Genomic DNA, 21778 nt, shown 5'->3' with positions numbered 1-21778 from the left:
GGACGCCCGGCGAGTACGGGGCGGAGCACGGCAACATCTCGGAGGTAACGACGTGGGACGACTCTTCGGTACGGACGGTGTGCGCGGTGTCGCGAACGCGGATCTGACGGCTGAGCTGGCGCTCGGACTGTCGGTCGCGGCGGCGCACGTGCTCGCCGAGGCGGGCACGTTCGAGGGCCACAAGCCGGTGGCCGTGGTGGGACGGGATCCGCGTGCGTCCGGAGAGTTCCTGGAGGCCGCGGTGGTGGCCGGGCTCGCCAGCGCCGGCGTCGACGTGCTGCGGGTGGGCGTGCTGCCGACCCCGGCCGTGGCCTACCTCACCGGCGCGCTCGGCGCGGACCTGGGCGTGATGCTCTCCGCGAGCCACAACCCGATGCCCGACAACGGCGTCAAGTTCTTCGCCCGGGGCGGCCACAAGCTCGCGGACGAGCTCGAGGACCGCATCGAGTCCGTCTACGAGGAGCACCGCACCGGCGCCCCCTGGGACCGCCCCACCGGCGCCGGCGTGGGCCGCGTGCGTGAGTACGACCAGGGCTTCGACCAGTACGTCGCCCACCTGATCGGCGTCCTGCCGAACCGCCTGGACGGCCTGAAGATCGTCCTGGACGAGGCCCACGGCGCCGCGGCCCGCGTCTCGCCCGAGGCCTTCGCCCGGGCCGGCGCCGAGGTGGTCACCCTCGGTGCCCAGCCGGACGGCCTCAACATCAACGACGGCTGCGGTTCCACCCACCTGGACCTGATCAAGGCCGCCGTCATCGAACACGGCGCGGACCTCGGCATCGCCCACGACGGCGACGCCGACCGCTGCCTGGCCGTGGACCACCAGGGCAACGAGGTCGACGGCGACCAGATCCTGGCCGTCCTGGCCGTCGCCATGCGCGAGGCGGACCGGCTGCGGAAGAACACCGTCGTCGGCACGGTCATGTCCAACCTGGGGTTCAAGCTCGCCATGGAGCGCGAGGGCATCGAGCTGATCCAGACCGCCGTCGGCGACCGCTACGTGCTGGAGTCGATGAAGGAGCACGGCTACGCGCTCGGCGGCGAGCAGTCCGGCCACGTGATCATCCTCGACCACGCCACCACCGGCGACGGCACCCTCACCGGCCTCATGCTGGCCGCCCGGGTCGTCTCCACCGGCCGTTCGCTGGCCGAGCTGGCCACCGTCATGGAGCGGCTGCCGCAGGTCCTGGTCAACGTCCGGGACGTCGACAGGAGCCGTGTCGGGTCCTCCAGCGAGCTGTCCGCGGCCGTGGCCGAGGCGGAGGCCGAGCTCGGCAGCACCGGCCGCGTGCTGCTGCGCCCCTCCGGCACCGAGCCGGTGGTCCGCGTCATGGTCGAGGCCGCCGACATCGACCACGCCCGCTCGGTGGCCGGCCGGCTCGCCGACGTCGTGAAGTCCGCGCTCGGCTAGACCGAGGACGCGTCCGACACCGTACGCCGCCGCCTGCGCTGCATCGCCCAGAAGCCCTTCTGGGCGAGCAGCGTCAGGACGCCCGCGATGACGATCCCCGCCAGGTTGACGCCCAGTTGCGCCGAGGAGCCCCACAGCTCGCGGTAGTCGCCGTAGGTCAGGGCAAGGGCGGCGTTGGCGGCCGCCGGGACGGTGGTCACCGAGATCGCCACGCCGACCAGGGCGCCGGACTTGGCGGAGGTCAGCGAGAGGATCCCGGCGATCCCGGCGAGGAACGCCACCACGAAGGAACTGGCGTCCGGCTGCCAGATGAAGGCGGTCGACGGATGCGGCGCCGTGAAGTCGGCCACGCCGAAGACGCCCAGGACGTCCATCAGGTAGGCGAAGCCGCCGGTGAGCACCATCGCCACCGGGAAGCCCACCAGCAGCGCCACCAGCGAGCGCCGGGCCAGCCGCCCGTGGCGCTGGACCAGACCGGTGCACACCCCCGCCAGCGGGCCGAACTCCGGGCCGACCACCATCGCGCCGACGATCAGGATCGCGCTGTCGAGCATCACGCCGCAGGCCGCCAGCATCGTGGCCAGGGCCAGGAACGCCAGATAGGTGACGGTGAGGGTGGACTCCTCGTGGGTCGCGTCGGTCAGCGACTCCCACAGCACGGCGTCCGCGCCCTCCCCGGGCGCGTCCTCCTCGGCCTTCTCGGCGCGGGCCGACAGCGACAGGTCGATGTGCTCCACCGCGATCGAGCCCGTGTCGGCGACGCCCATGCGCCGCAGGGCCCGCAGCAGTTCGTCGCCCGCCTCGCGCGCCACGTCGCACATGACGATGTCCCCGCGCGGGTTGCGGGCCGCTCCGGGCAGCACGGCGAGGTGGGTGGCGCCCACGGTCCCCTCGACGAGGGACACGACCTCGTCGGTGCTCCCCTGCGGGACGATCATCCGGAGATGCAGCATGCGGGGCAGGCTACCCGGCGGCCGGTGGACTACAGCTTGCGCAGGGAGAGTTTCTGCACCTTGTGGTCGGGGCCCTTGCGCAGGATCAGGGTCGCGCGGCCGCGGGTGGGCAGCACGTTCTCCAGCAGGTTGGGCTGGTTGATGGCGCGCCAGGTGTGACGGCCGTACTCCATGGCCTCCACCTCGGAGACCTCGGTGTAGCGGTGGAAGTACGACAGCGGGTTCTGGAAGGCGGTCTCGCGCAGCTGGCGGAAGCGCGCCAGGTACCACTGCTCGATGTCCTCGGTGCGCGCGTCCACGTACACGCTGAAGTCGAAGTAGTCGGCGAGCGCGACCCGGGTGCGGCCGTCCTTGCCCGGCAGGGCGGGCTGCAGGACGTTCAGGCCCTCGACGATGAGGATGTCCGGGCGCCGGACGACCAGCTCCTCGTCGGGCACGATGTCGTAGATCAGGTGCGAGTAGACGGGCGCGCGCACCTCGTCCTTGCCGGCCTTCACGTCGGCCACGAAGCGCGTCAGGGCGCGCCGGTCGTACGACTCGGGGAAGCCCTTGCGGGACATCAGCCCGCGACGCTGGAGCTCGGCCTTGGGGAGCAGGAAGCCGTCGGTGGTGACCAGTTCCACCCGCGGGTGCTCCGGCCAGCGGGCGAGCAGCGCCTTCAGGATGCGCGCGGTGGTCGACTTGCCGACCGCGACGCTGCCGGCGACCCCGATGACGAAGGGCGTGCCGGTCTGCGAGCCGTGGCCCTCCCCGGTGTCGTCGAGGAAGGTGTTGACGGCGCCGCGCAGTCCGTGGGTGGCGCCGACGTAGAGGTTGAGCAGCCGCGACAGCGGCAGGTAGACGTCGATCACCTCGTCCAGGTCGATGACGTCGCCGAGACCGCGCAGGCGCTCGACCTCGTCCGCGGTGAGCGGCAGCGGCGTGCGGTCGCGCAGCGCGCTCCACTCGGCCCGCGTCAGGTCGACGTACGGCGTGGGCTCGGCGCGGCGGCGCGTCGGGTGGGGGGAAATCGTCGGCGGCACGGATTCATTGTTGCGCCGCGGTGAACTGCGCTCACGCCGGGGTCGGCCGGGCCGGCGCCGGCGCCGTCGTCAGCGGTATGTCAGCCCGTTGTCAGTGGCGTCCGGGACAGTGGTGCGCAACGGAGCAACACCGAGCGAACCATGACGGGGAGGACATCGCGGATGAGCTACGCGATCCAGGCGGAGGGCCTGGTCAAACGCTTCAAGGAGACCACGGCCCTGGCCGGCGTGGACCTGGCCGCGCGCAGCGGCACGGTGCTCGGCGTGCTCGGCCCCAACGGGGCGGGGAAGACCACGGCGGTGCGCATCCTGGCCACCCTGCTGCGGCCGGACGCCGGCCGGGCGCTCGTCGGCGGCCACGACGTGGTGCGGGAGGCCGGCGCCGTACGCGCGCTCGTCGGGCTCACCGGGCAGTACGCGGCCGTGGACGAGATGCTCACCGGCCACGAGAACCTGCTGATGATCGCCCGGCTGCTGGGCCTGCCGCGCCGTGAGGCCCGCGCCCGGGCGACGCGGCTGCTGGAGGAGTTCCGGCTCGCCGACGCCGGCGGCCGGGCCGCCAAGACGTACTCCGGCGGCATGCGGCGCCGCCTCGACCTTGCCGCCAGCCTGGTCGGCCGGCCGCGGGTGCTCTTCCTCGACGAGCCCACCACCGGCCTGGACCCGCACAGCCGCAACGAGCTGTGGGACATCGTCCGTGGCCTGGTCGGGGACGGTACGACGGTGCTGCTGACCACGCAGTACCTGGAGGAGGCCGACCAGCTCGCCGACGACATCGCGGTCATCGACCGCGGCCGGGTGATCGCCGAGGGCACCCCCGACGGGCTCAAGGAGCAGGTCGGCGGCCAGGTTCTGCAGGTGCGGCCGATGGCCGCGGCGGAGCTGGAGAAGGTCCACGCGATGGTCTCGGTGGTCGCCGGGCCCGGCGCGAAGATCGAGTCCGGCCTGGTCACCGCTGCGGTGAACGACCCGGAGCTGATGCCCGCCGTCGTACGGCGGCTGGACGAGGCCGGGGTGCGGGTGAGCGAGCTCACGCTGCGCCGCTCCAGCCTCGACGAGGTGTTCCTGTCCCTCACCGGGCACCGCGCGGTGAAGGAGACGACGACGGACGAGGACAAGACGGAGGCCCTGGTATGAGCGCCGTGACCGCGGACCTGATGCCGGTCGCCAAGGTCCGGCTCCGCGACGGGCTGCAGCAGACCTGCACCCTCGCCTGGCGCAACCTGGTGCAGATCAAGCACAACCCGATGGAGCTGATGGACCTCAGCGTCCAGCCCGTCATGTTCGTGCTGCTCTTCACCTACGTCTTCGGCGGCCAGATGGCCGGATCGCCCGACGCCTACCTGCAGTACGCGCTGCCCGGGATCATCGTGCAGAACGCCCTCTTCGCGACCATGAACACCGCGATGGGCCTCAACATCGACCTCACCAAGGGCGTCCTGGACCGGTTGCGCTCGCTGCCGATCGCCCGTTCCGCGCCGCTCATGGGGCGGGTCGTGGCGGACCTCGGCAAGCAACTGTGGTCGCTGCTGCTGATGCTGGGCCTGGGCGTGCTCATGGGCTTCGACGTGGACGGCGGCGTGCCCGGCGTACTGGGCGCGGCGGGCCTGCTGCTGGCCTTCGCGGTCGCCATGTCCTGGATGACGCTGCTGATCGGGATGCTGGTCTCCGAGCCGGAGAAGGTGATGACCTTCGGCTTCGTGCTGGTCATGCCGCTCACCTTCACCTCCAGCGCCTTCGTGCGCGCGGACACCATGCCCGGCTGGCTCAGGGCGTGGGCGGACGTGAACCCGGTCACCCGCCTGGCCGACGCCGTACGGGGATTGATGACCGGCTCCGGTGCGGTCGCCGGACCGGTCATGTGGTCGCTGCTGTGGGCCGCGGGGATCGCGGTGGTCTTCGTCCCGCTGGTGATGCGCGCCTACCGCGCGCGCAGCTGAACGCGCTTCCCGGGATGCCCCGGACCGTCCCGGTCCGGGGCCCACCGGCGTCCGCCGTCGGGTTCGACGTCCGCCGTCCGCCGCCTAGAGTTCTTCCCATGTGCGGAATCGTTGGATACGTGGGCGGCCAGTCCGCCCTCGACGTCGTCATCGCGGGTCTGAAGCGCCTGGAGTACCGGGGGTACGACTCGGCGGGCGTCGCCGTCCTCGCCGACGGCGGGCTCGCCGCGGCCAAGAGGGCCGGGAAGCTCGCCAACCTGGAGAAGCTGCTGGACGAGCGTCCGCTGCCGAGCGGCCCCGCCGGGATCGGGCACACCCGCTGGGCCACCCACGGCGGCCCCACGGACGCCAACGCGCACCCGCACCTGGACAACGCGGGCCGGGTCGCCGTCGTCCACAACGGCATCATCGAGAACTTCGCCGCCCTGCGCGCCGAACTCGCCGAGCGCGGCCACGACCTGCTCTCCGAGACCGACACCGAGGTCGTCTCCCACCTCCTCGCCGAGGCCTACTCCTCCACCGGGGACCTCGCCGAGGCCATGCGCCAGGTCTGCGGCCGCCTCGACGGCGCCTTCACCCTGGTGGCCGTCCACGCCGACGAGCCCGACGTCGTGGTCGGCGCCCGCCGCAACTCCCCGCTCGTCGTGGGCGTCGGCGACGGCGAGAACTTCCTCGCCTCCGACGTCGCGGCCTTCATCGCGTACACCCGCGAGGCCATCGAGCTCGGCCAGGACCAGGTCGTGGAGCTGCGCCGCGGGGGCGTCACCGTCACCGACTTCGAGGGCAAGCCCGCCGACGTCCGGCCGTACCACATCGACTGGGACGCCTCCGCCGCCGAGAAGGGCGGCTACGACTACTTCATGCTCAAGGAGATCGCCGAGCAGCCCAAGGCCGTCGCCGACACGCTGCTGGGCCGGATCGACGCGAGCGGACTGCTGACCCTCGACGAGGTACGGATCCCCGCCTCCGTGCTGCGCGAGGTCGACAAGATCGTCATCGTCGCCTGCGGCACCGCCTTCCACGCCGGAATGATCGCCAAGTACGCGATCGAGCACTGGACCCGCATCCCCTGCGAGGTGGAGCTCGCCAGCGAGTTCCGCTACCGCGACCCGATCCTGGCCCCGCGCAGCCTGGTGGTCGCCATCAGCCAGTCCGGCGAGACCATGGACACCCTCATGGCCCTGCGGCACGCCCGCGAGCAGGGCTCCAAGGTGCTGGCCATCTGCAACACCAACGGCTCCACCATCCCGCGCGAGTCCGACGCGGTGCTCTACACCCACGCCGGCCCCGAGGTCGCCGTCGCCTCCACGAAGGCGTTCCTCACCCAGGTCGTCGCCTGCTACCTCGTCGCCCTCTACCTGGGCCAGGTGCGCGGCACGAAGTGGGGCGACGAGATCCTCGCCGTCATCCGCGAGCTCTCCCAGATCTCCCGTCAGGTCGAGCAGGTCCTGGAGACCATGGAGCCGGTCCGCGAACTGGCCCGCTCCCTCAAGGACAAGAACACCGTCCTCTTCCTCGGCCGCCACGTGGGCTACCCCGTCGCCCTGGAGGGCGCGCTCAAGCTCAAGGAACTCGCCTACATGCACGCCGAGGGCTTCGCCGCCGGCGAGCTCAAGCACGGCCCCATCGCGCTGATCGAGGAGGACCTCCCCGTCGTCGTGGTCGTGCCGTCGCCGCGCGGGCGCTCGGTGCTGCACGACAAGATCGTCTCCAACATCCAGGAGATCCGGGCCCGCGGGGCGCGCACCATCGTCATCGCGGAGGAGGGCGACGAGTCCGTCGTCCCCTACGCCGACCACCTGGTGCGGGTGCCGCAGACCCCGACGCTGCTGCAGCCGCTGGTCGCGACGGTGCCGCTGCAGGTCTTCGCGTGCGAACTGGCCACGGCCCGCGGCAACGAGGTCGACCAGCCGCGGAACCTCGCGAAGTCCGTCACGGTCGAGTGAGCACGCCGTGATCATCGGGGTGGGCATCGACGTCGCCGAGATCGACCGCTTCGAGCAGTCCCTGGAGCGCACGCCCGGTCTGGCCGAGCGGCTCTTCCTCCCCGGCGAGCTCCACCTCCCCAGTGGGGCCCGCCGGGGCGGCGCCTCCCTCGCGGCGCGGTTCGCCGCGAAGGAGGCGGTCGCGAAGGCGCTGGGGGCGCCCGGTGGGCTGCACTGGTCGGACGCGGAGGTCGTCACGGAGGATTCGGGGCAGCCGCGGCTCATCGTCCGGGGGACGGTGGCGGCGCGGGCCGAGCAGTTGGGGGTGCGGACGTTCCACGTCTCGCTCAGCCACGACGCGGGGGTCGCGTCCGCGGTGGTCATCGCCGAGGGCTGACCCGGTCCGGCCTACCCCGTGTCGCCGCGTGCGGGGCGTTTGTTCTTGCGGTTTCCCTTGCGGCCGGGTGTCTGTGTGCGGGTTGCCTACGCCTGCGGCGGGCATCCCCCGCCCGCCCTCCCTCCCCCAGCCTTCGGCGGGGGGACCCCCATCCGGCGCGGTCGGTGCGGGTCTCGCAACGTGTGCCTGAGTCGGGGCCGCGCCGGCGCACTCCCCCAGCCTTCGGCCGGGGGCCCCCACAGCGCTCGCGGTTTACCCCGACATCGTTTGGCACCCGGGTCCGCCGCTCGTCTCCCCCAGCCTTCGGCCGGGGGGACCCCCATGGGCGCACCCCGCCGCACCCCCTCCCGTTGTGTGGGCGCATGACGGCCGGTGGGGGTGAGTAAGGCACTTGCGGCAACCCCGGACCGCTCTCTGAACCTCGTCCGGCCGTTAGTCGCCTCGACCGGCAGGAGGGGGTGTGGCGGGGTGCCCCCGCAGGCGACGAGCGGTGGGCGCGGGGCCGGATGTTGTGGGGCAGCGCCGCGAGCGCCGAGGTGGGGGTCCCCCCGGCCGAAGGCTGGGGGCGTGCCCCGGCGCGGCACCGACCCCACGACGACCGCGCGAGGCGGTCACTGACCGCGCCGGATGGGGGTCCCCCCGCCGAAGGCTGGGGGAGGGCGGGAGGGCGGGTGGACGCCTGCCGCAGGCGCAAACAACCCGCACACAAACACCCGGGCAGCCCGGCGCAGCCGCCCGCAGGCGGTACGCACCCGCGCACAGCCACCGGCCGGGCAGAGACGGACCGCGCACGGCGCGCAACCACGGCCCCGCGGTGGGAACATGGCCCCATGCGGGTGGCGTACAGCGTGGAGACCGTACGGGCGGCGGAGCGGGCGCTCATGGCGCGGGTTCCGGAGGGGGCTCTGATGCAGCGGGCGGCGGCCGGGCTGGCGGCCGCGTGCGCGAACGCGCTCGGCACCGGGGGCGGGGTCTACGCGGCCCGCGTCGTCGTGCTGGCCGGGAGCGGGGACAACGGCGGCGACGCGCTGTACGCGGGGGCGCGCCTGGCGCGGCGCGGGGCGGGGGTGACCGCCGTCCTGGTGGCGCCGCAGAAGGCGCACCGCGGTGGCCTGGCGGCCCTGCGCGCCGCGGGCGGCCGTGCGGTCGCCCCGGACGACGTGGACGCGGTGGCCCTGATCCACCGCGCCGACCTCGTGCTGGACGGCATCGTGGGCATCGGGGGCAAGGGCGGGCTGCGCCCCGAGGCGGTGCCGCTGGCGGAGGCCGCGCACGCGTCCCGGGCGGTCGTGGTCGCCGTGGACCTCCCCAGCGGGGTGGACGCCGACAGCGGCGAGGTCCGGGGCGTGGCGGTGCGGGCCGACATGACGGTGACGTTCGGGACGTACAAGCCGGGCCTGTTCGTGGACCCGGCCGCCGAGCACGCCGGCGCCCTGCGCCTGGTGGACATCGGCCTCGGCCCCTGTCTGGACGGCACCGCGCCCGACCTGGAGGCGCTGCAGCACGCCGACGTCGCCGCCCTCCTGCCGGGCCCGGACGCCGAGAGCGACAAGTACCGGCGTGGCGTGATCGGCGTCGTCGCGGGCTCGGAGCGCTACCCCGGGGCCGCCGTGCTCGCGGTGGCGGGGGCGCTGCGGGCGGGCGCGGGGGCCGTGCGGTACGTGGGCCCGGGGGCGCGGGCCGTGCTGGCCCGCTTCCCGGAGACGCTGGTGTCGGCCGGGCCGCCGCACAAGGCCGGCCGGGTGCAGGCCTGGGTGGTGGGCCCCGGGCTGGGCGACGGGCCGGAGGCGCGGCGCTCGGTGGACGACGTGCTCGCCTCGGACGTGCCCGTGCTCGTCGACGCGGACGGCCTGCGGCTGCTGGACCGGGCCGTGGTGCGCTCCCGCGCCGCGGGCACCGTGCTGACCCCGCACGCGGGGGAGGCGGCGGCGCTGCTCGGTGTGGCCCGCGAGGAGGTGGAGGCGGCGCGGCTGGACCATGTACGGAGGCTGGCCGAGGCGTTCGGCGCGACGGCGCTGCTGAAGGGCTCCACGACGCTCGTCGCGTCCCCGGAGCCGGGGGTGCCGGTCCGGGTCAATCCCACGGGGACGTCCTGGCTGGCCACGGCCGGCAGCGGTGACGTGCTCTCCGGTATCACCGGGTCCCTGCTGGCCGCCGGGCTCGCCCCGCGCGACGCGGCTTCCGTCGGCGCCTACCTGCACGGTCTGTCGGCGCGGGTCGCCGCGGGCCCGGTGGGCGCGCCGATCGCCGCGCACGACGTGGCCGCCGCCCTTCCTGACGCCTGGCGCGACATCAGGTCCTGATCCGCCGTCAATCAACTGGGCGAAACGGGTGGAGTCCGCCGACGTGGTGTTCCGCCGGGCGGCCGCACGTCAATTTGTGTGTTCATGGGAACGTATGCCAGAAGCAGGGTCCGGTTGCTCACCGCGGCAGTGGTCGCCCTTGCCGCACTCGGTGCGCACACGACGGCCGCCGCGGACGACGACTGGCCGGTGCCGGTGGACCGGCTCGTCCCCGGGGTCCCCTTCGGCCCTGCCGCCTCCCGGCAGGTGGACACCCCCGACCAGGGTGCGCTGCCCCGCACGATCGGCATGGCGCCGACCGGGCCCACGCGCAGCGCCGTGCTCTCCGAGGACGAGGGCGAGGACTGGGTGGATCCGCAGCTGGTGGAGTTCGTGCCCGCCAAGGACGTCGAGCGGGCGCGTACGTTCCAGCAGGAGCGGGCCGCCGAGGAGGAGGACCAGGACCCGTACTACGAGGAGGACGAGGAGGACGGGTCGAACCCGGAGCCCGCCGAGTACTGCACGTCCTTCACCGGCCCCTACCAGCGCGAGGTCGAGAAGCGGCTGCGGCTGCGTGTGAACGGCAGGCAGTCCGAGGCCGACTGCTCGGAGATCCGCCGTTACCAGAAGTCCAAGGGCATCGTGCCCGCCACCGGCTTCGCGGGCCCCACCACCTGGGGCTACCTCCGTCTCGACGAGGCCACCAGGAAGGGCCCCAACGCCTCCCGCCGGTGCCCGGCGCCGGCCCGGGGCAAGCGCATCGTCTGCATCGACCTCAACCGCCAGCTGTTGTGGGTGCAGAGCAGCAGCACCAAGGTCGTCTTCGGCCCCGTCGCCATCCGCAGCGGCCGCACCGGCTACCTCACCCGTACCGGCCGCTTCTCCGTCTACTGGCGCCACAAGGACCACGTCTCCGACATCTACGACGCCCCGATGCCCTACAGCCAGTTCTTCAGCGGCGGCCAGGCGATGCACGCCACTCCCGGGAGCGTCTACAAGGCGCCCGGATCGCACGGCTGCATCAACCTGTCCAACCGCAACGCGCGCCTGCTGTGGAACGTCCTGAAGATCCAGGAGGCGGTGTACGTGTGGGGCAGGAAGCCCGCCACGTGACGGCGGCACGGGGCCGGCCTGAGACACTGGGCGCGATGGATGAGACGAATCTGCGCGCCCAGGCCACGATCGACCTCGCCGCCCTGCGGTCCAACGTCGCGGCGCTGCGCGCCCGCGCACCCCGCTCCGGGCTGATGGCCGTGGTCAAGGCGGACGCCTACGGCCACGGGATGGTGCCGTGTGCCCGGGCCGCCCTGGAGGCGGGCGCGGGCTGGCTCGGCACGGCGACGCCCGACGAGGCGCTGGCCCTGCGCGCAGCCGGGATCACGGCCCCCGTGCTGTGCTGGCTGTGGACGCCGGGAGGGCCCTGGCGGGCCGCCGTGGAGGCGGACGTCGACGTGACGGTCAGCGCGCCGTGGGCGCTGCGCGAGGTCGCGGAGGCCGCCGCGGCCGCGGGCCGGACCGCGCGCGTCCAGCTGAAGGCCGACACGGGTCTGGGCCGCAACGGCGCCCAGCCCGCGGAGTGGCCCGACCTCGTCGCCGCCGCCCGCGCCGCCGAGACCGAGGGCCTGGTCAAGGTCACCGGGCTGTGGTCGCACTTCGCGTGCGCCGACGAGCCCGGCCACCCCTCCATCGCGGCGCAGCTCGCCGTCTTCCACAGCGCTCTGGAGACCGCGGAGCGCGCCGGGTTGCGCCCCGAGGTCCGGCACATGGCGAACTCCCCGGCCACGCTGACCCTGCCCGAGGCGCACTTCGACCTGGTCAGGACCGGGGTGGCGATGTACGGGATCTCGCCGGTCCCGCAGGTCGGCGGCCCGGCCGACTTCGGGCTGCGCCCGGTGATGACGCTGTCGGCGCGACTGGCCTCGGCCAAGCGCGTCCCCGGCGGCCACGGGGTCTCCTACGGGCACCACTACACGACGCCCGGCGAGACGACCCTCGCCCTGGTGCCCGTCGGGTACGCCGACGGCGTCCCGCGGCACGCCTCGGGCACCGGCCCGGTGCTGGTGGCGGGCAAGTGGCGGACGGTCGCCGGGCGGGTGGCGATGGACCAGTTCGTGGTCGACCTCGGGGGCGACGGGGCCGACGCGGGTGACGAGGCAGTACTGTTCGGCCCTGGTGACCGCGGTGAGCCGACCGCCGAGGACTGGGCACGGGCGGCGGGCACCATCGCATACGAGATCGTCACTCGGATCGGGACCCGGGTGCCGCGCGTCTACGTGGGTACGTAAACGCGTAGCCAAGGGGAAGCAGCGATACGACCATGACCGAGAGCGGTAGGGCAACGGGGGCGGCGATCGAGGCGGTGGCCGAAGCGGCCGCCGCTTCCGGTCGCTGGCAGCGCGCCGGGATCGTCGGCGCGGCCGTGGGCGTCGTCGCGGCGGGTGCCGCCGCGGGGGTGGCGCTGGAGCGGGCCACGGTGGGCCGGGGGATGCGCAAACGCGCCCGGCTCGCCCTCGACCTGGCCGGGCCGTACGGCTCGCTGCGCGGGATGCCGGGCAGGGTCGCCGCGGAGGACGGCACCGAGATCTACTACGAGGTCGAGGAGGCGGACCCGGCGGCGATCGACGCGGCCGCGCCGACGCGACGCTGGCAGTTCTTCCGCCGCAGCGGCCAGGCGCCGCCGCTGACCGTGGTCTTCAGCCACGGGTACTGCCTCAACCAGGACTCCTGGCACTTCCAGCGCGCCGCGCTGCGCGGGGCGATACGCGCCGTCTACTGGGACCAGCGCAGCCACGGCCGCTCCGGCCGGGGCAAGGACCAGGCGGACGGCGAGCCCGCCACGATCGACCAGCTCGGCCGCGACCTGAAGGCGGTGATCGACGCCGCCGCGCCGGAGGGCCCGTTGGTGCTCGTCGGGCACTCCATGGGGGGCATGACGGTCATGGCGTTCGCCGACCAGTTCCCCGAGGTGGTGGCCGAGCGCGTGGCCGGCTTCGCCTTCGTCGGCACGTCCTCCGGCAAGCTGGCCAGCGTGACGCTGGGCCTGCCGGCGGCCGGCGCGCGGGCGCTGCGGGCGCTGGCGCCGGGGGTGCTGCGGATCCTGGGCACCCAGGTCGACCTGGTGGAACGGGGGCGCCGGGCGACGGCCGACCTCTTCGCCGGGATCATCAAGCGCTACTCCTTCGGCTCCGAGGTGGACCCGGGCGTCGCGCGCTTCGCCGAGCGGATGATCGAGTCGACCCCGATCGACGTCGTCGCCGAGTTCTACCCGGCCTTCACCGAGCACGAGAAGAGCGAGGCCCTGGACGTGCTGGACGGCCTGCCCGGGCTCGTACTGGCCGGGGACAAGGACCTGCTGACGCCCAGTGAGCACAGCCGGGCCATCGCCGAGCGCCTGCCGGACACCGAGCTGGTGGTGGTGCCCGGGGCCGGGCACCTGGTGATGCTGGAGCACCCCGAGCTGGTCAACACGCACCTGGCGGCGCTGCTCGCCGAGGCGGCCGACGCCTCGCGCGCAGCGGTCCCGCAGGCGCTGCGCGAACTGGCGGTGCCGCCGCCCGCCGGGCCGGGCAGGGCGGACCGCGTGGTCTCCGGCGGCGCGTAGCATTCGGGCACATGGGCATGGAAGCCATCGGCATGGAAGCGATCCGGGTCACCGTCAAGACCCCCGACCAGATGCGCGAGCTGGGGCGCCGTCTCGCGCCGCTACTGCGCGCCGGCGACCTCGTCGTCCTCAGCGGTGACCTGGGAGCGGGCAAGACCACGCTGACCCGTGGCCTGGGCGAGGGCCTGGGCGTCCGGGGCGCGGTGACGTCGCCGACCTTCGTGATCGCGCGGGTGCACCCCTCGCTGGGCGGCGGCCCCGCCCTGGTGCACGTGGACGCGTACCGGCTGACCGGCGGCCTCGACGAGATGGAGGACCTGGACCTCGACGTCTCGCTGCCGGAGTCGGTGGTCGTGGTCGAGTGGGGCGAGGGCAAGGTCGAGGAGCTCTCCGACGACCGGCTGCAGCTGGTGATCCACCGCGCGGTGGGCGAGGTCGCCGCGAACGGGCAGGAGGACCACGACGTGCGCGAGGTCGTCGTGACCGGGGTCGGCGGGCGCTGGGCCGGTGAGGACCTGGCGGGCCTCGGCGTCTGAGCGCGTAACCGTTCCGACAAGGTGTCGGGAAGATGTTGCGTACGGCACGTCCCCCGTGTTCTGCTGGAGTCCAGGAGTCGGTTAGGGCTGCCTAACCCGACCCCCGTCGGACCCAGGAGGCATCCATGTCGGCCCACACGGCCCCGGAGCCGGAGCCGGGTTACTCGATGCAGGCGCTGCTGGCGGCGGCCGCGGCGGCGAACGCGGTGTGCACCCCGCCGGGGGAGCCCGAGGAGCCGGAACCGGACACGGCGCAGGACGAACCCACGCGGCGCCCCGAGGCGGACGCGGCCTAGGCGCACGCCGCCCAGGCGGAGGCCGGCCGGACCGGTCCGGCCGGGCAGCGGGACACGAGGTGCCCGCCCGCCGGGTGAACCCGGGAGGCGTTCACTCGTCCGGGGGAAATCAGCGCACGACGACGATCTTGGTGTTCACGGTCGCGAACTTCCACAGCGCCGCCCCGTCCTTCCGCTTCTCGCGGATGCCGCCGGTCTGCTGACCCGGGGGCGGGGCGTCGGGCAGGGAGCCGTCCTTCGCCGCGCTGAAGCCGATCACCACGCTGTCCACGGTCGTGAACCGCACCACGTTCTCGACGGCCACGCCGTCGCCGCCGACGCTGGCGGCGCTGCGGGAGGTCACGGAGTAGGTGCCGGGGGCGGGGTCCACGGTGCCGGGGACGACCCCGTACGTGGTGCGCACCTTCCCGTCGTCGCCGACCAGCCACACGCGGTCCGCGCGCAGCGAGTACACGACCCTGCTGCCGGTGCCGGAGGCCGCGGGGAGCTCGTCCGTCCGCTTCGGCGAGGGCGAGGCGGAGGCCGCCAGGGAGGTGTCGCGGCCGCCGGTGTCCGTGGGACGGACGCCCTTGGTCATCTCACTGGCGGAGCTGGAGGCCTGGACGGCGAGCACGCCGACGGCGGCCAGAGCGGCTGCGGTCAGTCCGGTCACGATCGTCCCTGAACCGATCCTTGCCACGGCTTTCCTCCGGAGGTGGGCGTCACGCTGGGTTGACGTTAGCAGCCGGGCCGCACGCCGACGGGAGCGCCGTCCCGGGCCGCGGTGGTGCCCCCGTCCTGGCAGGGCCACCCCGGTGAACGCCGTAGGCTGAACGCGTGCTGCTGCTTGCCTTCGATACCGCAACCCCCGCCGTGACGGTCGCCCTGCACGACGGCCGACGCGTGCTCGCCGAGTCGACGGAGATCGACGCGAGACGGCACGGGGAGCTGCTGATGCCCGCCGTGGACCGTGTGCTGCGGGAGGCGGGGACCGGACTGGGCGACGTGACCGGGATCGTGGTCGGGGTCGGCCCCGGCCCGTACACGGGGCTGCGCGTCGGGCTGGTGACTGCGGTCTCCTTCTCCGACGTGCTCGGCGTCCCCGTCCACGGGATCTGCACCCTCGACGGGCTGGCCTACGCCGCCGGGATCGAGGGGCCGTTCGTCGTGGCGACGGACGCGCGCCGCAAGGAGGTCTACTGGGCCCGGTACGAGGGCCCGCGGGCCCGGGTGACCGACCCGGCCGTGGACCGGCCCGGCGACATCGCCGGCGAGGTCGCCGGGGTGCCCGCGGTCGGCGCGGGCGCCGCCCTCTACCCCGAGGCCTTCACCGACGTCCGCCCGCCCGCCGACCAGTCCGCCGCCGCGCTGGCCGCGCTCGCCGCCGTGAAGCTGGCGGACGGCGAGGACTTCCTCCCCGCGCTGCCGCTCTACCTGCGCCGCCCGGACGCCCAGGTGCCGGCCGGTTACAAGGCGGTCCTGCCGAAGTGACCGCGCTGATGCGCGAGATGCGCTGGTGGGACCTGGACCCGGTGATGGAGCTGGAGCACCGGCTCTTCCCGGACGACGCGTGGTCGCGCGGCATGTTCTGGTCCGAACTGGCCGACGCGCGGCACCCGTCGGCGACCCGGCACTACGTCGTGGCCGAGGACGAGGCCGGGCGGATCATCGGCTACGGGGGCCTGGCCGCCGTCGGCGGCACCGGGGACGTGCAGACCATCGGCGTCGCCCCCGAGCAGTGGGGCACCGGCCTCGGCGCGCTGCTGCTCGGGGAACTGCTGCGCCAGGCCACCGCCTTCGAGTGCCACGAGGTGCTGCTGGAGGTGCGGGTCGACAACGTCCGCGCCCAGCGGCTGTACGCGCGCTTCGGCTTCGAGCCGATCGGCTTCCGCCGCGGCTACTACCAGCCGGGCAACGTCGACGCGCTCGTGATGAGGCTCGGCGAGCTGCCGGCATCCCCTGACGTACCGGGACTACAAGGAACAGAGACCACCCATGGCTGACGAGCCCCTTGTCCTCGGCATCGAGACGTCCTGCGACGAGACCGGTGTCGGCATCGTGCGCGGGCACACCCTGCTGGCCGACGCGATCGCGTCCAGCGTGGACGAGCACGCCCGTTTCGGCGGCGTCGTCCCCGAGGTCGCCAGCCGCGCGCACCTGGAGGCGATGGTCCCCACGATCCAGCGCGCGCTGAAGGAGGCCGGCGTCGCCGCCTCCGACCTCGACGGGATCGCCGTCACCGCCGGCCCCGGACTCGCGGGCGCGTTGCTGGTCGGCGTGTCCGCGGCCAAGGCGTACGCCTACGCGCTCGGCAAGCCGCTGTACGGGGTCAACCACCTGGCCTCCCACATCTGCGTGGACCAGCTGGAGCACGGGCCGCTGCCCGAGCCGACGATGGCGCTGCTGGTGTCCGGCGGCCACTCGTCGCTGCTGCTGGCCCCTGACATCACCGGCGACGTGCGCCCGCTGGGCTCCACCATCGACGACGCGGCGGGCGAGGCCTTCGACAAGGTCGCCCGCGTGCTGGGCCTCGGCTTCCCCGGCGGCCCGGCCATCGACCGCGCGGCCCGCGAGGGCGACCCGGACGCGATCCGCTTCCCCCGCGGCCTGACCGGCTCCCGCGACCCGCTCTACGACTTCTCCTTCTCCGGCCTGAAGACGGCCGTGGCCCGGTGGATCGAGTCCAAGCGCCGGGAGGGCGTGGAGGTGCCGGTCGCGGACGTGTCCGCGTCCTTCCAGGAAGCCGTCGTCGACGTCCTCACCCGCAAGGCGATCCGGGCCTGCAAGGACAACGCCGTCGACCACCTGATGATCGGCGGCGGCGTCGCGGCCAACAGCCGGCTGCGCTCGCTGGCGCAGGAGCGCTGCGAGGACGCGGGCATCGTCCTGCGCGTGCCGCGCCCCAAGCTGTGCACCGACAACGGCGCCATGGTCGCGGCCCTCGGCGCGGAGATGGTGGCCCGCGGCCGGCCGTCCTCCACGTGGGACCTGCCGGCGGACTCCTCGCTGCAGGTGACGGACGTGTCCGTGCCCGGCCACACGCACGACCACGACCACGACCATCTCCACGAGCTCAGCAAGGACAACCTCTACTCGTGACCGTCGCCCTGATGTGGGAGGCCCGCGCCGTCGAAGGGCGCGGGCCCGAGCTGCTGGCGTGGGCCCGCGAACGGACGCTGTCCCCGGCCCCGCTGCGCCGCGAGACCTTCTCCGCCCCCCAGGACCGGGTCCTGGTCATCACCTGGTGGGACGCCCCGTACGACGCGGAGCTGCCCGAGCTGCCCGAGCCCGGCAACGGCCTGGCCCGGCGGGCCGTCCACCGCTGGCGCTTCGAGTCGGTGGGGGACACGGCCTAGCCCCGGGGGGCGGGAGGGCCGGTCGTATGATGAGTCCGGCGTCGATCGCAACCGGGCTTCTGCTCGGCGCCGCCCCCGAGCAGGCGTCCTGCCGGACGACCGGTGTCCGGGAGGCGTTCTCGCAGGTGGCGAAGTAGTGACCGATTCCGGCTGTGCCGTCCTCTTCGATCTCGACGGCGTCCTCCTCGACAGCCGGCGGGCGATGCGACAGGCGATCCTCGACGTCGCCCGCGCCGCCCTGGGCGAGCCCGTCGACGAGAGCCGTCTGCCGGCCGGACTCGACCACCTTCCCCATCACGAACTCCTGGCGCGTCTCGGCGTGACCGACGAGGAGACCGTGTTCGGAGCCTCCTGGGAGGACGCGCTCACCCTCGCCACGTGGGGTGCGTCGCCGTTCCCGGGCGCCGTCGGCGTGCTGCGCGACCTCGCGGCCTCCGGTACGGCGATCGGGGTGGTGACCATGCAGCCCGCGAGCCGGGTGGCGCGGCTCGTCCCCGCGGAGCTGTCCGCGCACTTCGGCGTGGTGGTCGGATGGGGCGACGCGGCGCCCAAGCCCTCCGGGGAGGGGATCCTGCTCGCGCTCGACCGTCTCGGGGTGCCGCCCGGCCGTGCCTGCTTCGTGGGCGACAGCCCTTCCGACGTCGTCGCCGCGGCGTCCGCCGGGATCCCGTCGATCGGCGCGGTCTGGGGGTACACCGGCCCCGCGCTGGGAAGCTGCGACCCCACCGTCCTCGCCGGCGCCCTCACCGACGTGCCGGGCGCCGCGCGGCGCCTGCTGCGGCGGACGTAGCGCCTCAGCCGCGGACCGGGCCGCCCACCAGCATGCTCGGGGCGCCCGCGACACGGGTGAGGAAGACCGTGGCCGCGTGGGGGCCCTGGGGCTTGACGCGGCGGCGCACCTCCTCCGGCTCGACGGCCGAGCCGCGCTTCTTGACGGTCAGCACGCCGACCTCGCGTTCGCGCAGCAGGGCCTTGAGCCGCTTGAGGTTGAAAGGCAGCACGTCGGTGATCTCGTAGGCGGTCGCGTACGGCGTCGTGTGCGGCTCGTCCGAGGTGACGTACGCGATGGTCCCGTCGATCAGCCCGCCGCCGACCTGCGCCGCCACGTCGGCCACCATGTGGGCCCGGATGACCGCGCCGTCCGGCTCGTACAGCCAGCGCCCCACGGGGCGCACCTGGGGGTCGGGCAGCCCGGCGGCGGGCAGCGTGGCGCCCGACGGCAGGAGGGTCGCGCGGCGGGCGCCCGGTGTGGTGCCGAACCACAGCACGGCCTCCTTCACGTCGCCGTGGTCGGAGACCCATTCCGCCTCGGCGTCCTCCGGCACGGCCTCGTGCGGGATCCCCGGCGCCACCTTCACGGCGGCCAGCGGCGCCCTCCGCGCCGCCGCCACCGCCCACGACAGCGGCGGGGAGTACGCCTCGGGGTCGAAGATCCTGCCCCGTCCGCCACGCCGGGCGGGGTCGGCGAACACCGCGTCGAAGCCGTCCGTGGCGGTCTGCGTCACATCGGCGCAGCGCACCTCGATCAGGTCGGCCAGCCCCAGCGCCTCGGCGTTCGCCCGCACCACCGCGCAGGTCAGCGGGGAGCGGTCGACCGCCAGCACCTTCACCCCGGCGCGGGCCAGCGGGACGGCGTCCCCGCCGATCCCGCAGCACAGGTCCGCCAGCCGCCGCACCCCGAGCGCGGCGAACCGCTCCGCCCGGTGCCGGGCGACGGAGGCGCGCGTCGACTGCTCGACCCCGTCGGGTGTGAAGTACATCCGGTACGCGTCCTCCCCGAACTTCGCCGCCGCCCGCTGCCGCAGCCGGGCCTGCGTCAGCGCCGCCGCCACCAGCCCGGCGTCGTGCTCCCGCCGCAGCCGTGTCGCGGCCGCCAGTTCGGCGGCGGGGTCGTAGTCCCGCAGGGAGGTCAGCAGCGACTGCCCCTCGTCGGTCAGGAGAGCCGAGAACGCGTCAAGATCCACGCCGTCCATTGTCCCGCGGCACCGGTGCGTGCTGGACTTGCCCGGTACGTGGAGGACGAGGGGGGACGGATGACGGCCGTGCTCAGCACGGAATGGGACTCCTTACGGCAGCGGGCCACGCTGAGCGCCGGAGCACCCGGCGGCGCCGCCCCGGTGGAGCGTGTGGACGCGCGGACCCGGGCGGAACTGCTCGGGCGGCTGCGCTGGGAGGTCCTCCAGGGCGGCGGCCTCTTCCTGGCCTACTCCCAGTTGCTCGACGGCGCCGCCTTCGCCGTGCTGCGGCCCGCCGAACTCCTCGACGAGCTCGCGCTGCGCGCCGTCGGCGGCGGGGCGATGATGCCGATCCGGGTCAACGCCCGCGACGCGGACCTGGCGGGGCAGCTCGTCGCACTCCTCTCCCGCGGCTTCCTCTTCTCCTCCCTGCCGCTCCCCGACGACCGGTGCCTGCGCCTGCAGCACGAGCTCGCCGTCCGCGCCGACCCGGCCGCCGCCGCCGCGAGGCTCGCGGCGGAGGGTCCGGCCGCCACGGCGGACCGGCTGCTCGCGGCGACCGGGGTCCTCGGCACCCCGTTGCGGCGGCGCATGGTCACCCGCTGGGACGACTGGCTGCAGGCGGCAGGACGCGGCCAGCTGGAGGTCAGCCCGCTGCGGCCGGCCGACTACGGGGCCGCGTACGCCGTGCAGCCCCCGCCCCCGCCCGGGGCGCTCGCCGGTGACGCGGGACGGGCCGTGCTGGCCGCGTGGACCGGCGGGGAGCTCGACGTGGACGGCATGCCCCACCGCAGCCGCGTGCACGAGCGGCTGGACGCCTTGCTGCACGACCCCGACCCGGACGTGCGGGCCGACGGGCGGACGCTGCGCGACGCCTTCGACGAGACGTACTACCGGGCGATCGCCGCCGGTGAGGGGTGCGCGCTCGGGGTGAGCGCCACCCGGCACGGCGTACCGCGGGCGGAGGCCGAGGCGCTGGGGGAGCGGACCCAGGTGGTGGCCTGGCCGACCCGCTTCGAGCTGCGGCTCGGGCTGCTGACCGCGGCGCAGTGGCAGCGCTTCACCGACGACGCCGCGGACGCCCTCGCGGCGTGGTGGGAGCGGCAGGACCTCGCCGCGCTCCAGGAGGTCGGCGACCTGCTCGGCGGACGGACCAAGGAGCCCCCGGAAGGCCGCGGGGACGAGGTGCCGGTGACCCGCGTGCGGCGCGTCGCGCGGGCGGTCCGCGGGCTCGGCGCCGAGTCCCTGGCGGCGGGCGGGCTGAGCGCCGCCGCGGGGGTGCTCGGCCAGGGGGCGCTCGGTTCGTTCGCGGCCGGCGCGGCCGGTGCCCTGACGCCCGTGCTCGTCGCCGCCGTGACCGCGGGGCTGCCGCGCCTGCGGGACTACCGGGGCCGGTACGACGTGATGGAGTTCCCGGCGACCCCGCGGGGGGCGGTCTGATGGACGGCGAGGCGGCACGTACCGGGAGCCGCAAGGCGTACGGCGACGCCGAGGGCGGGCGGTGGTGCGAGGTCCACCTCGACACCTACCGGCTGCCGTCCGGGGCGGAGGTCGAGCTGCACCGGGTCCGGGTCGGCGGCGGTCGCACAGGTGTCGTGGTCCTCGCCCGGCGGGGTGAGGACGTGCTGATGGTCCGTCAGTGGCGGCCTGCGGTGGGACGCTGGGCCTGGGAGCTGCCGCGCGGCTTCGGCGAGGCCGACCCCGCCGCCGACGCGCTGCGCGAGCTCGCCGAGGAGACCGGGCTGGTGGGCTCGGCGGCGACGGTGGTGGCGGTCCTGGACGTCGACTCCGGGCTGCTGGAGAGCCAGGTGGCCGTCGTCGAGGTGGCCGTCGCCGGGGACGCCGTGGCCGGGCCCGGTGCCGCCGGGGACGGCGAGGTCGCCGAGGCGCGCTGGTGGGGCCCGGACGACATCGCGGGGGCGGTCCGCTCGGGCGAGCTGCGCGACGGGTTCACCCTTGCCGCGCTCGGCGCGTGGAGCGCCGTCCGCCGGTGAGCGGCACGGGCGCGCCGGGCCCGGAACCGCGCGTCCGGGCACCCCGTTCCCCCGGGGGAGCGCGGATCGTGCGGCGCGGCGTTGGCACTCCGCTTGACCGAGTGCTAAGCGCGTCCTAATCTCGGACCTGG

At 74.4% G+C, this 21778-nt stretch carries 22 protein-coding genes; 18 read left to right on the top strand and 4 right to left on the bottom strand.

What is annotated here, in order from left to right; translation table 11 throughout:
• Window positions 1-52 precede the first annotated feature (52 nt).
• Complete coding sequence (glmM, locus tag PV410_RS26440) at window positions 53-1411, top strand: phosphoglucosamine mutase (RefSeq protein WP_499513441.1); 1359 nt, start codon at window positions 53-55, stop codon at window positions 1409-1411.
• Here the strand turns inward: glmM and PV410_RS26435 are convergent.
• Window positions 1408-2364 carry a DUF389 domain-containing protein gene (locus PV410_RS26435; protein WP_500328133.1) on the bottom strand — a complete coding sequence of 319 codons (957 nt, stop codon included), beginning with the start codon at window positions 2362-2364 and terminating at the stop codon, window positions 1408-1410. The two genes, glmM and PV410_RS26435, sit on opposite strands and share 4 nt — an antisense overlap.
• A 29-nt stretch (window positions 2365-2393) precedes the next feature.
• On the bottom strand, window positions 2394-3386 hold the full coding sequence (coaA, locus tag PV410_RS26430) for a type I pantothenate kinase (RefSeq protein WP_500328131.1): 993 nt from the start codon (window positions 3384-3386) through the stop codon (window positions 2394-2396).
• A 162-nt stretch (window positions 3387-3548) separates the two neighbouring features.
• Here coaA and PV410_RS26425 point away from each other — a divergent pair, with 162 nt between their 5' ends.
• The 10 genes from PV410_RS26425 (at window position 3549) to PV410_RS26380 (ending at window position 14363) form a co-directional block, all read left to right on the top strand.
• Window positions 3549-4523: an ATP-binding cassette domain-containing protein gene (locus tag PV410_RS26425; RefSeq protein ID WP_500328130.1), complete on the top strand. Its 975-nt coding sequence runs from the start codon at window positions 3549-3551 to the stop codon at window positions 4521-4523.
• Window positions 4520-5326: an ABC transporter permease gene (locus PV410_RS26420; protein WP_500328129.1), complete on the top strand. Its 807-nt coding sequence runs from the start codon at window positions 4520-4522 to the stop codon at window positions 5324-5326. Before PV410_RS26425 ends, PV410_RS26420 begins: the two co-directional genes overlap by 4 nt.
• 98 nt (window positions 5327-5424) lie before the next feature.
• Window positions 5425-7272: a glutamine--fructose-6-phosphate transaminase (isomerizing) gene (glmS, locus tag PV410_RS26415; protein ID WP_500328128.1), complete on the top strand. Its 1848-nt coding sequence runs from the start codon at window positions 5425-5427 to the stop codon at window positions 7270-7272.
• A 7-nt stretch (window positions 7273-7279) separates the two neighbouring features.
• Window positions 7280-7648: a holo-ACP synthase gene (locus PV410_RS26410; RefSeq protein WP_500328127.1), complete on the top strand. Its 369-nt coding sequence runs from the start codon at window positions 7280-7282 to the stop codon at window positions 7646-7648.
• 830 nt (window positions 7649-8478) lie between these two features.
• On the top strand, window positions 8479-9951 hold the full coding sequence (locus PV410_RS26405; protein ID WP_500328126.1) for an NAD(P)H-hydrate dehydratase: 1473 nt from the start codon (window positions 8479-8481) through the stop codon (window positions 9949-9951).
• A gap of 114 nt (window positions 9952-10065) precedes the next feature.
• Window positions 10066-11043: a L,D-transpeptidase gene (locus tag PV410_RS26400; protein ID WP_500328125.1), complete on the top strand. Its 978-nt coding sequence runs from the start codon at window positions 10066-10068 to the stop codon at window positions 11041-11043.
• 35 nt (window positions 11044-11078) lie between these two features.
• A complete protein-coding gene (alr, locus tag PV410_RS26395; protein WP_500328124.1) occupies window positions 11079-12215 on the top strand; it encodes an alanine racemase in 1137 nt (378 codons plus the stop codon).
• A gap of 32 nt (window positions 12216-12247) precedes the next feature.
• Window positions 12248-13531 carry an alpha/beta fold hydrolase gene (locus PV410_RS26390; RefSeq protein ID WP_500328123.1) on the top strand — a complete coding sequence of 428 codons (1284 nt, stop codon included), beginning with the start codon at window positions 12248-12250 and terminating at the stop codon, window positions 13529-13531.
• A gap of 11 nt (window positions 13532-13542) precedes the next feature.
• The gene (gene tsaE, locus PV410_RS26385; protein WP_499513452.1) at window positions 13543-14067 is read left to right on the top strand and encodes a tRNA (adenosine(37)-N6)-threonylcarbamoyltransferase complex ATPase subunit type 1 TsaE; all 525 of its coding nucleotides are present in this window, start codon (window positions 13543-13545) and stop codon (window positions 14065-14067) included.
• 125 nt (window positions 14068-14192) lie between these two features.
• A complete protein-coding gene (locus tag PV410_RS26380) occupies window positions 14193-14363 on the top strand; it encodes a hypothetical protein (protein ID WP_500328121.1) in 171 nt (56 codons plus the stop codon).
• A 109-nt stretch (window positions 14364-14472) separates the two neighbouring features.
• Here the strand turns inward: PV410_RS26380 and PV410_RS26375 are convergent, their stop codons facing one another.
• On the bottom strand, window positions 14473-15015 hold the full coding sequence (locus tag PV410_RS26375; protein WP_500328120.1) for a hypothetical protein: 543 nt from the start codon (window positions 15013-15015) through the stop codon (window positions 14473-14475).
• A 164-nt stretch (window positions 15016-15179) separates the two neighbouring features.
• On the opposite strand from PV410_RS26375, the gene tsaB reads away from it, so the two are divergent.
• The 5 genes from tsaB (at window position 15180) to PV410_RS26350 (ending at window position 18488) form a co-directional block, all read left to right on the top strand.
• Window positions 15180-15833 (top strand): tRNA threonylcarbamoyladenosine biosynthesis protein TsaB, encoded by a 654-nt coding sequence (tsaB, locus tag PV410_RS26370; protein ID WP_499513455.1) that lies wholly within the window; start codon window positions 15180-15182, stop codon window positions 15831-15833.
• A gap of 8 nt (window positions 15834-15841) precedes the next feature.
• Window positions 15842-16345: a ribosomal protein S18-alanine N-acetyltransferase gene (gene rimI, locus PV410_RS26365; protein WP_500328203.1), complete on the top strand. Its 504-nt coding sequence runs from the start codon at window positions 15842-15844 to the stop codon at window positions 16343-16345.
• A complete protein-coding gene (gene tsaD, locus PV410_RS26360) occupies window positions 16338-17441 on the top strand; it encodes a tRNA (adenosine(37)-N6)-threonylcarbamoyltransferase complex transferase subunit TsaD (RefSeq protein ID WP_500328118.1) in 1104 nt (367 codons plus the stop codon). Before rimI ends, tsaD begins: the two co-directional genes overlap by 8 nt.
• Window positions 17438-17698, top strand: a complete 261-nt coding sequence (locus tag PV410_RS26355; RefSeq protein ID WP_500328116.1) for a hypothetical protein — start codon at window positions 17438-17440, stop codon at window positions 17696-17698. The genes tsaD and PV410_RS26355 overlap by 4 nt, the downstream gene beginning before the upstream one ends.
• 136 nt (window positions 17699-17834) lie before the next feature.
• On the top strand, window positions 17835-18488 hold the full coding sequence (locus PV410_RS26350) for an HAD family hydrolase (protein WP_500328115.1): 654 nt from the start codon (window positions 17835-17837) through the stop codon (window positions 18486-18488).
• Window positions 18489-18492: 4 nt separating this feature from the next.
• Here the strand turns inward: PV410_RS26350 and PV410_RS26345 are convergent, their stop codons facing one another.
• Window positions 18493-19671 (bottom strand): THUMP-like domain-containing protein, encoded by a 1179-nt coding sequence (locus PV410_RS26345; protein WP_500328113.1) that lies wholly within the window; start codon window positions 19669-19671, stop codon window positions 18493-18495.
• 60 nt (window positions 19672-19731) lie between these two features.
• On the opposite strand from PV410_RS26345, the gene PV410_RS26340 reads away from it, so the two are divergent.
• Together PV410_RS26340 and PV410_RS26335 are read left to right on the top strand one after the other, a co-directional pair.
• The gene (locus tag PV410_RS26340; protein ID WP_500328111.1) at window positions 19732-21093 is read left to right on the top strand and encodes a hypothetical protein; all 1362 of its coding nucleotides are present in this window, start codon (window positions 19732-19734) and stop codon (window positions 21091-21093) included.
• A complete protein-coding gene (locus PV410_RS26335) occupies window positions 21093-21647 on the top strand; it encodes an NUDIX domain-containing protein (protein WP_500328110.1) in 555 nt (184 codons plus the stop codon). The genes PV410_RS26340 and PV410_RS26335 overlap by 1 nt, the downstream gene beginning before the upstream one ends.
• Window positions 21648-21778: the final 131 nt, after the last annotated feature.

It is taken from the genome of Streptomyces sp. PA03-5A (genome assembly GCF_033792725.1).
GTDB lineage: Bacteria > Actinomycetota > Actinomycetes > Streptomycetales > Streptomycetaceae > Actinacidiphila.
This window is presented reverse-complemented; position numbering and strand designations above follow the sequence as displayed.

Coding starts and splice junctions, on each gene's coding strand:
- PV410_RS26420 (WP_500328129.1), top strand. CDS start 4,520: ATGAGCGCCGTGACCGCGGACCTGATGCCGGTCGCCAAGGTCCGGCTC.
- rimI (WP_500328203.1), top strand. CDS start 15,842: ATGCGCGAGATGCGCTGGTGGGACCTGGACCCGGTGATGGAGCTGGAG.
- glmS (WP_500328128.1), top strand. CDS start 5,425: ATGTGCGGAATCGTTGGATACGTGGGCGGCCAGTCCGCCCTCGACGTC.
- PV410_RS26345 (WP_500328113.1), bottom strand. CDS start 19,671: ATGGACGGCGTGGATCTTGACGCGTTCTCGGCTCTCCTGACCGACGAG.
- PV410_RS26380 (WP_500328121.1), top strand. CDS start 14,193: ATGTCGGCCCACACGGCCCCGGAGCCGGAGCCGGGTTACTCGATGCAG.
- PV410_RS26435 (WP_500328133.1), bottom strand. CDS start 2,364: ATGCTGCATCTCCGGATGATCGTCCCGCAGGGGAGCACCGACGAGGTC.
- tsaD (WP_500328118.1), top strand. CDS start 16,338: ATGGCTGACGAGCCCCTTGTCCTCGGCATCGAGACGTCCTGCGACGAG.
- PV410_RS26340 (WP_500328111.1), top strand. CDS start 19,732: ATGACGGCCGTGCTCAGCACGGAATGGGACTCCTTACGGCAGCGGGCC.
- PV410_RS26390 (WP_500328123.1), top strand. CDS start 12,248: ATGACCGAGAGCGGTAGGGCAACGGGGGCGGCGATCGAGGCGGTGGCC.
- PV410_RS26405 (WP_500328126.1), top strand. CDS start 8,479: ATGCGGGTGGCGTACAGCGTGGAGACCGTACGGGCGGCGGAGCGGGCG.
- PV410_RS26425 (WP_500328130.1), top strand. CDS start 3,549: ATGAGCTACGCGATCCAGGCGGAGGGCCTGGTCAAACGCTTCAAGGAG.
- alr (WP_500328124.1), top strand. CDS start 11,079: ATGGATGAGACGAATCTGCGCGCCCAGGCCACGATCGACCTCGCCGCC.
- tsaE (WP_499513452.1), top strand. CDS start 13,543: ATGGGCATGGAAGCCATCGGCATGGAAGCGATCCGGGTCACCGTCAAG.
- PV410_RS26335 (WP_500328110.1), top strand. CDS start 21,093: ATGGACGGCGAGGCGGCACGTACCGGGAGCCGCAAGGCGTACGGCGAC.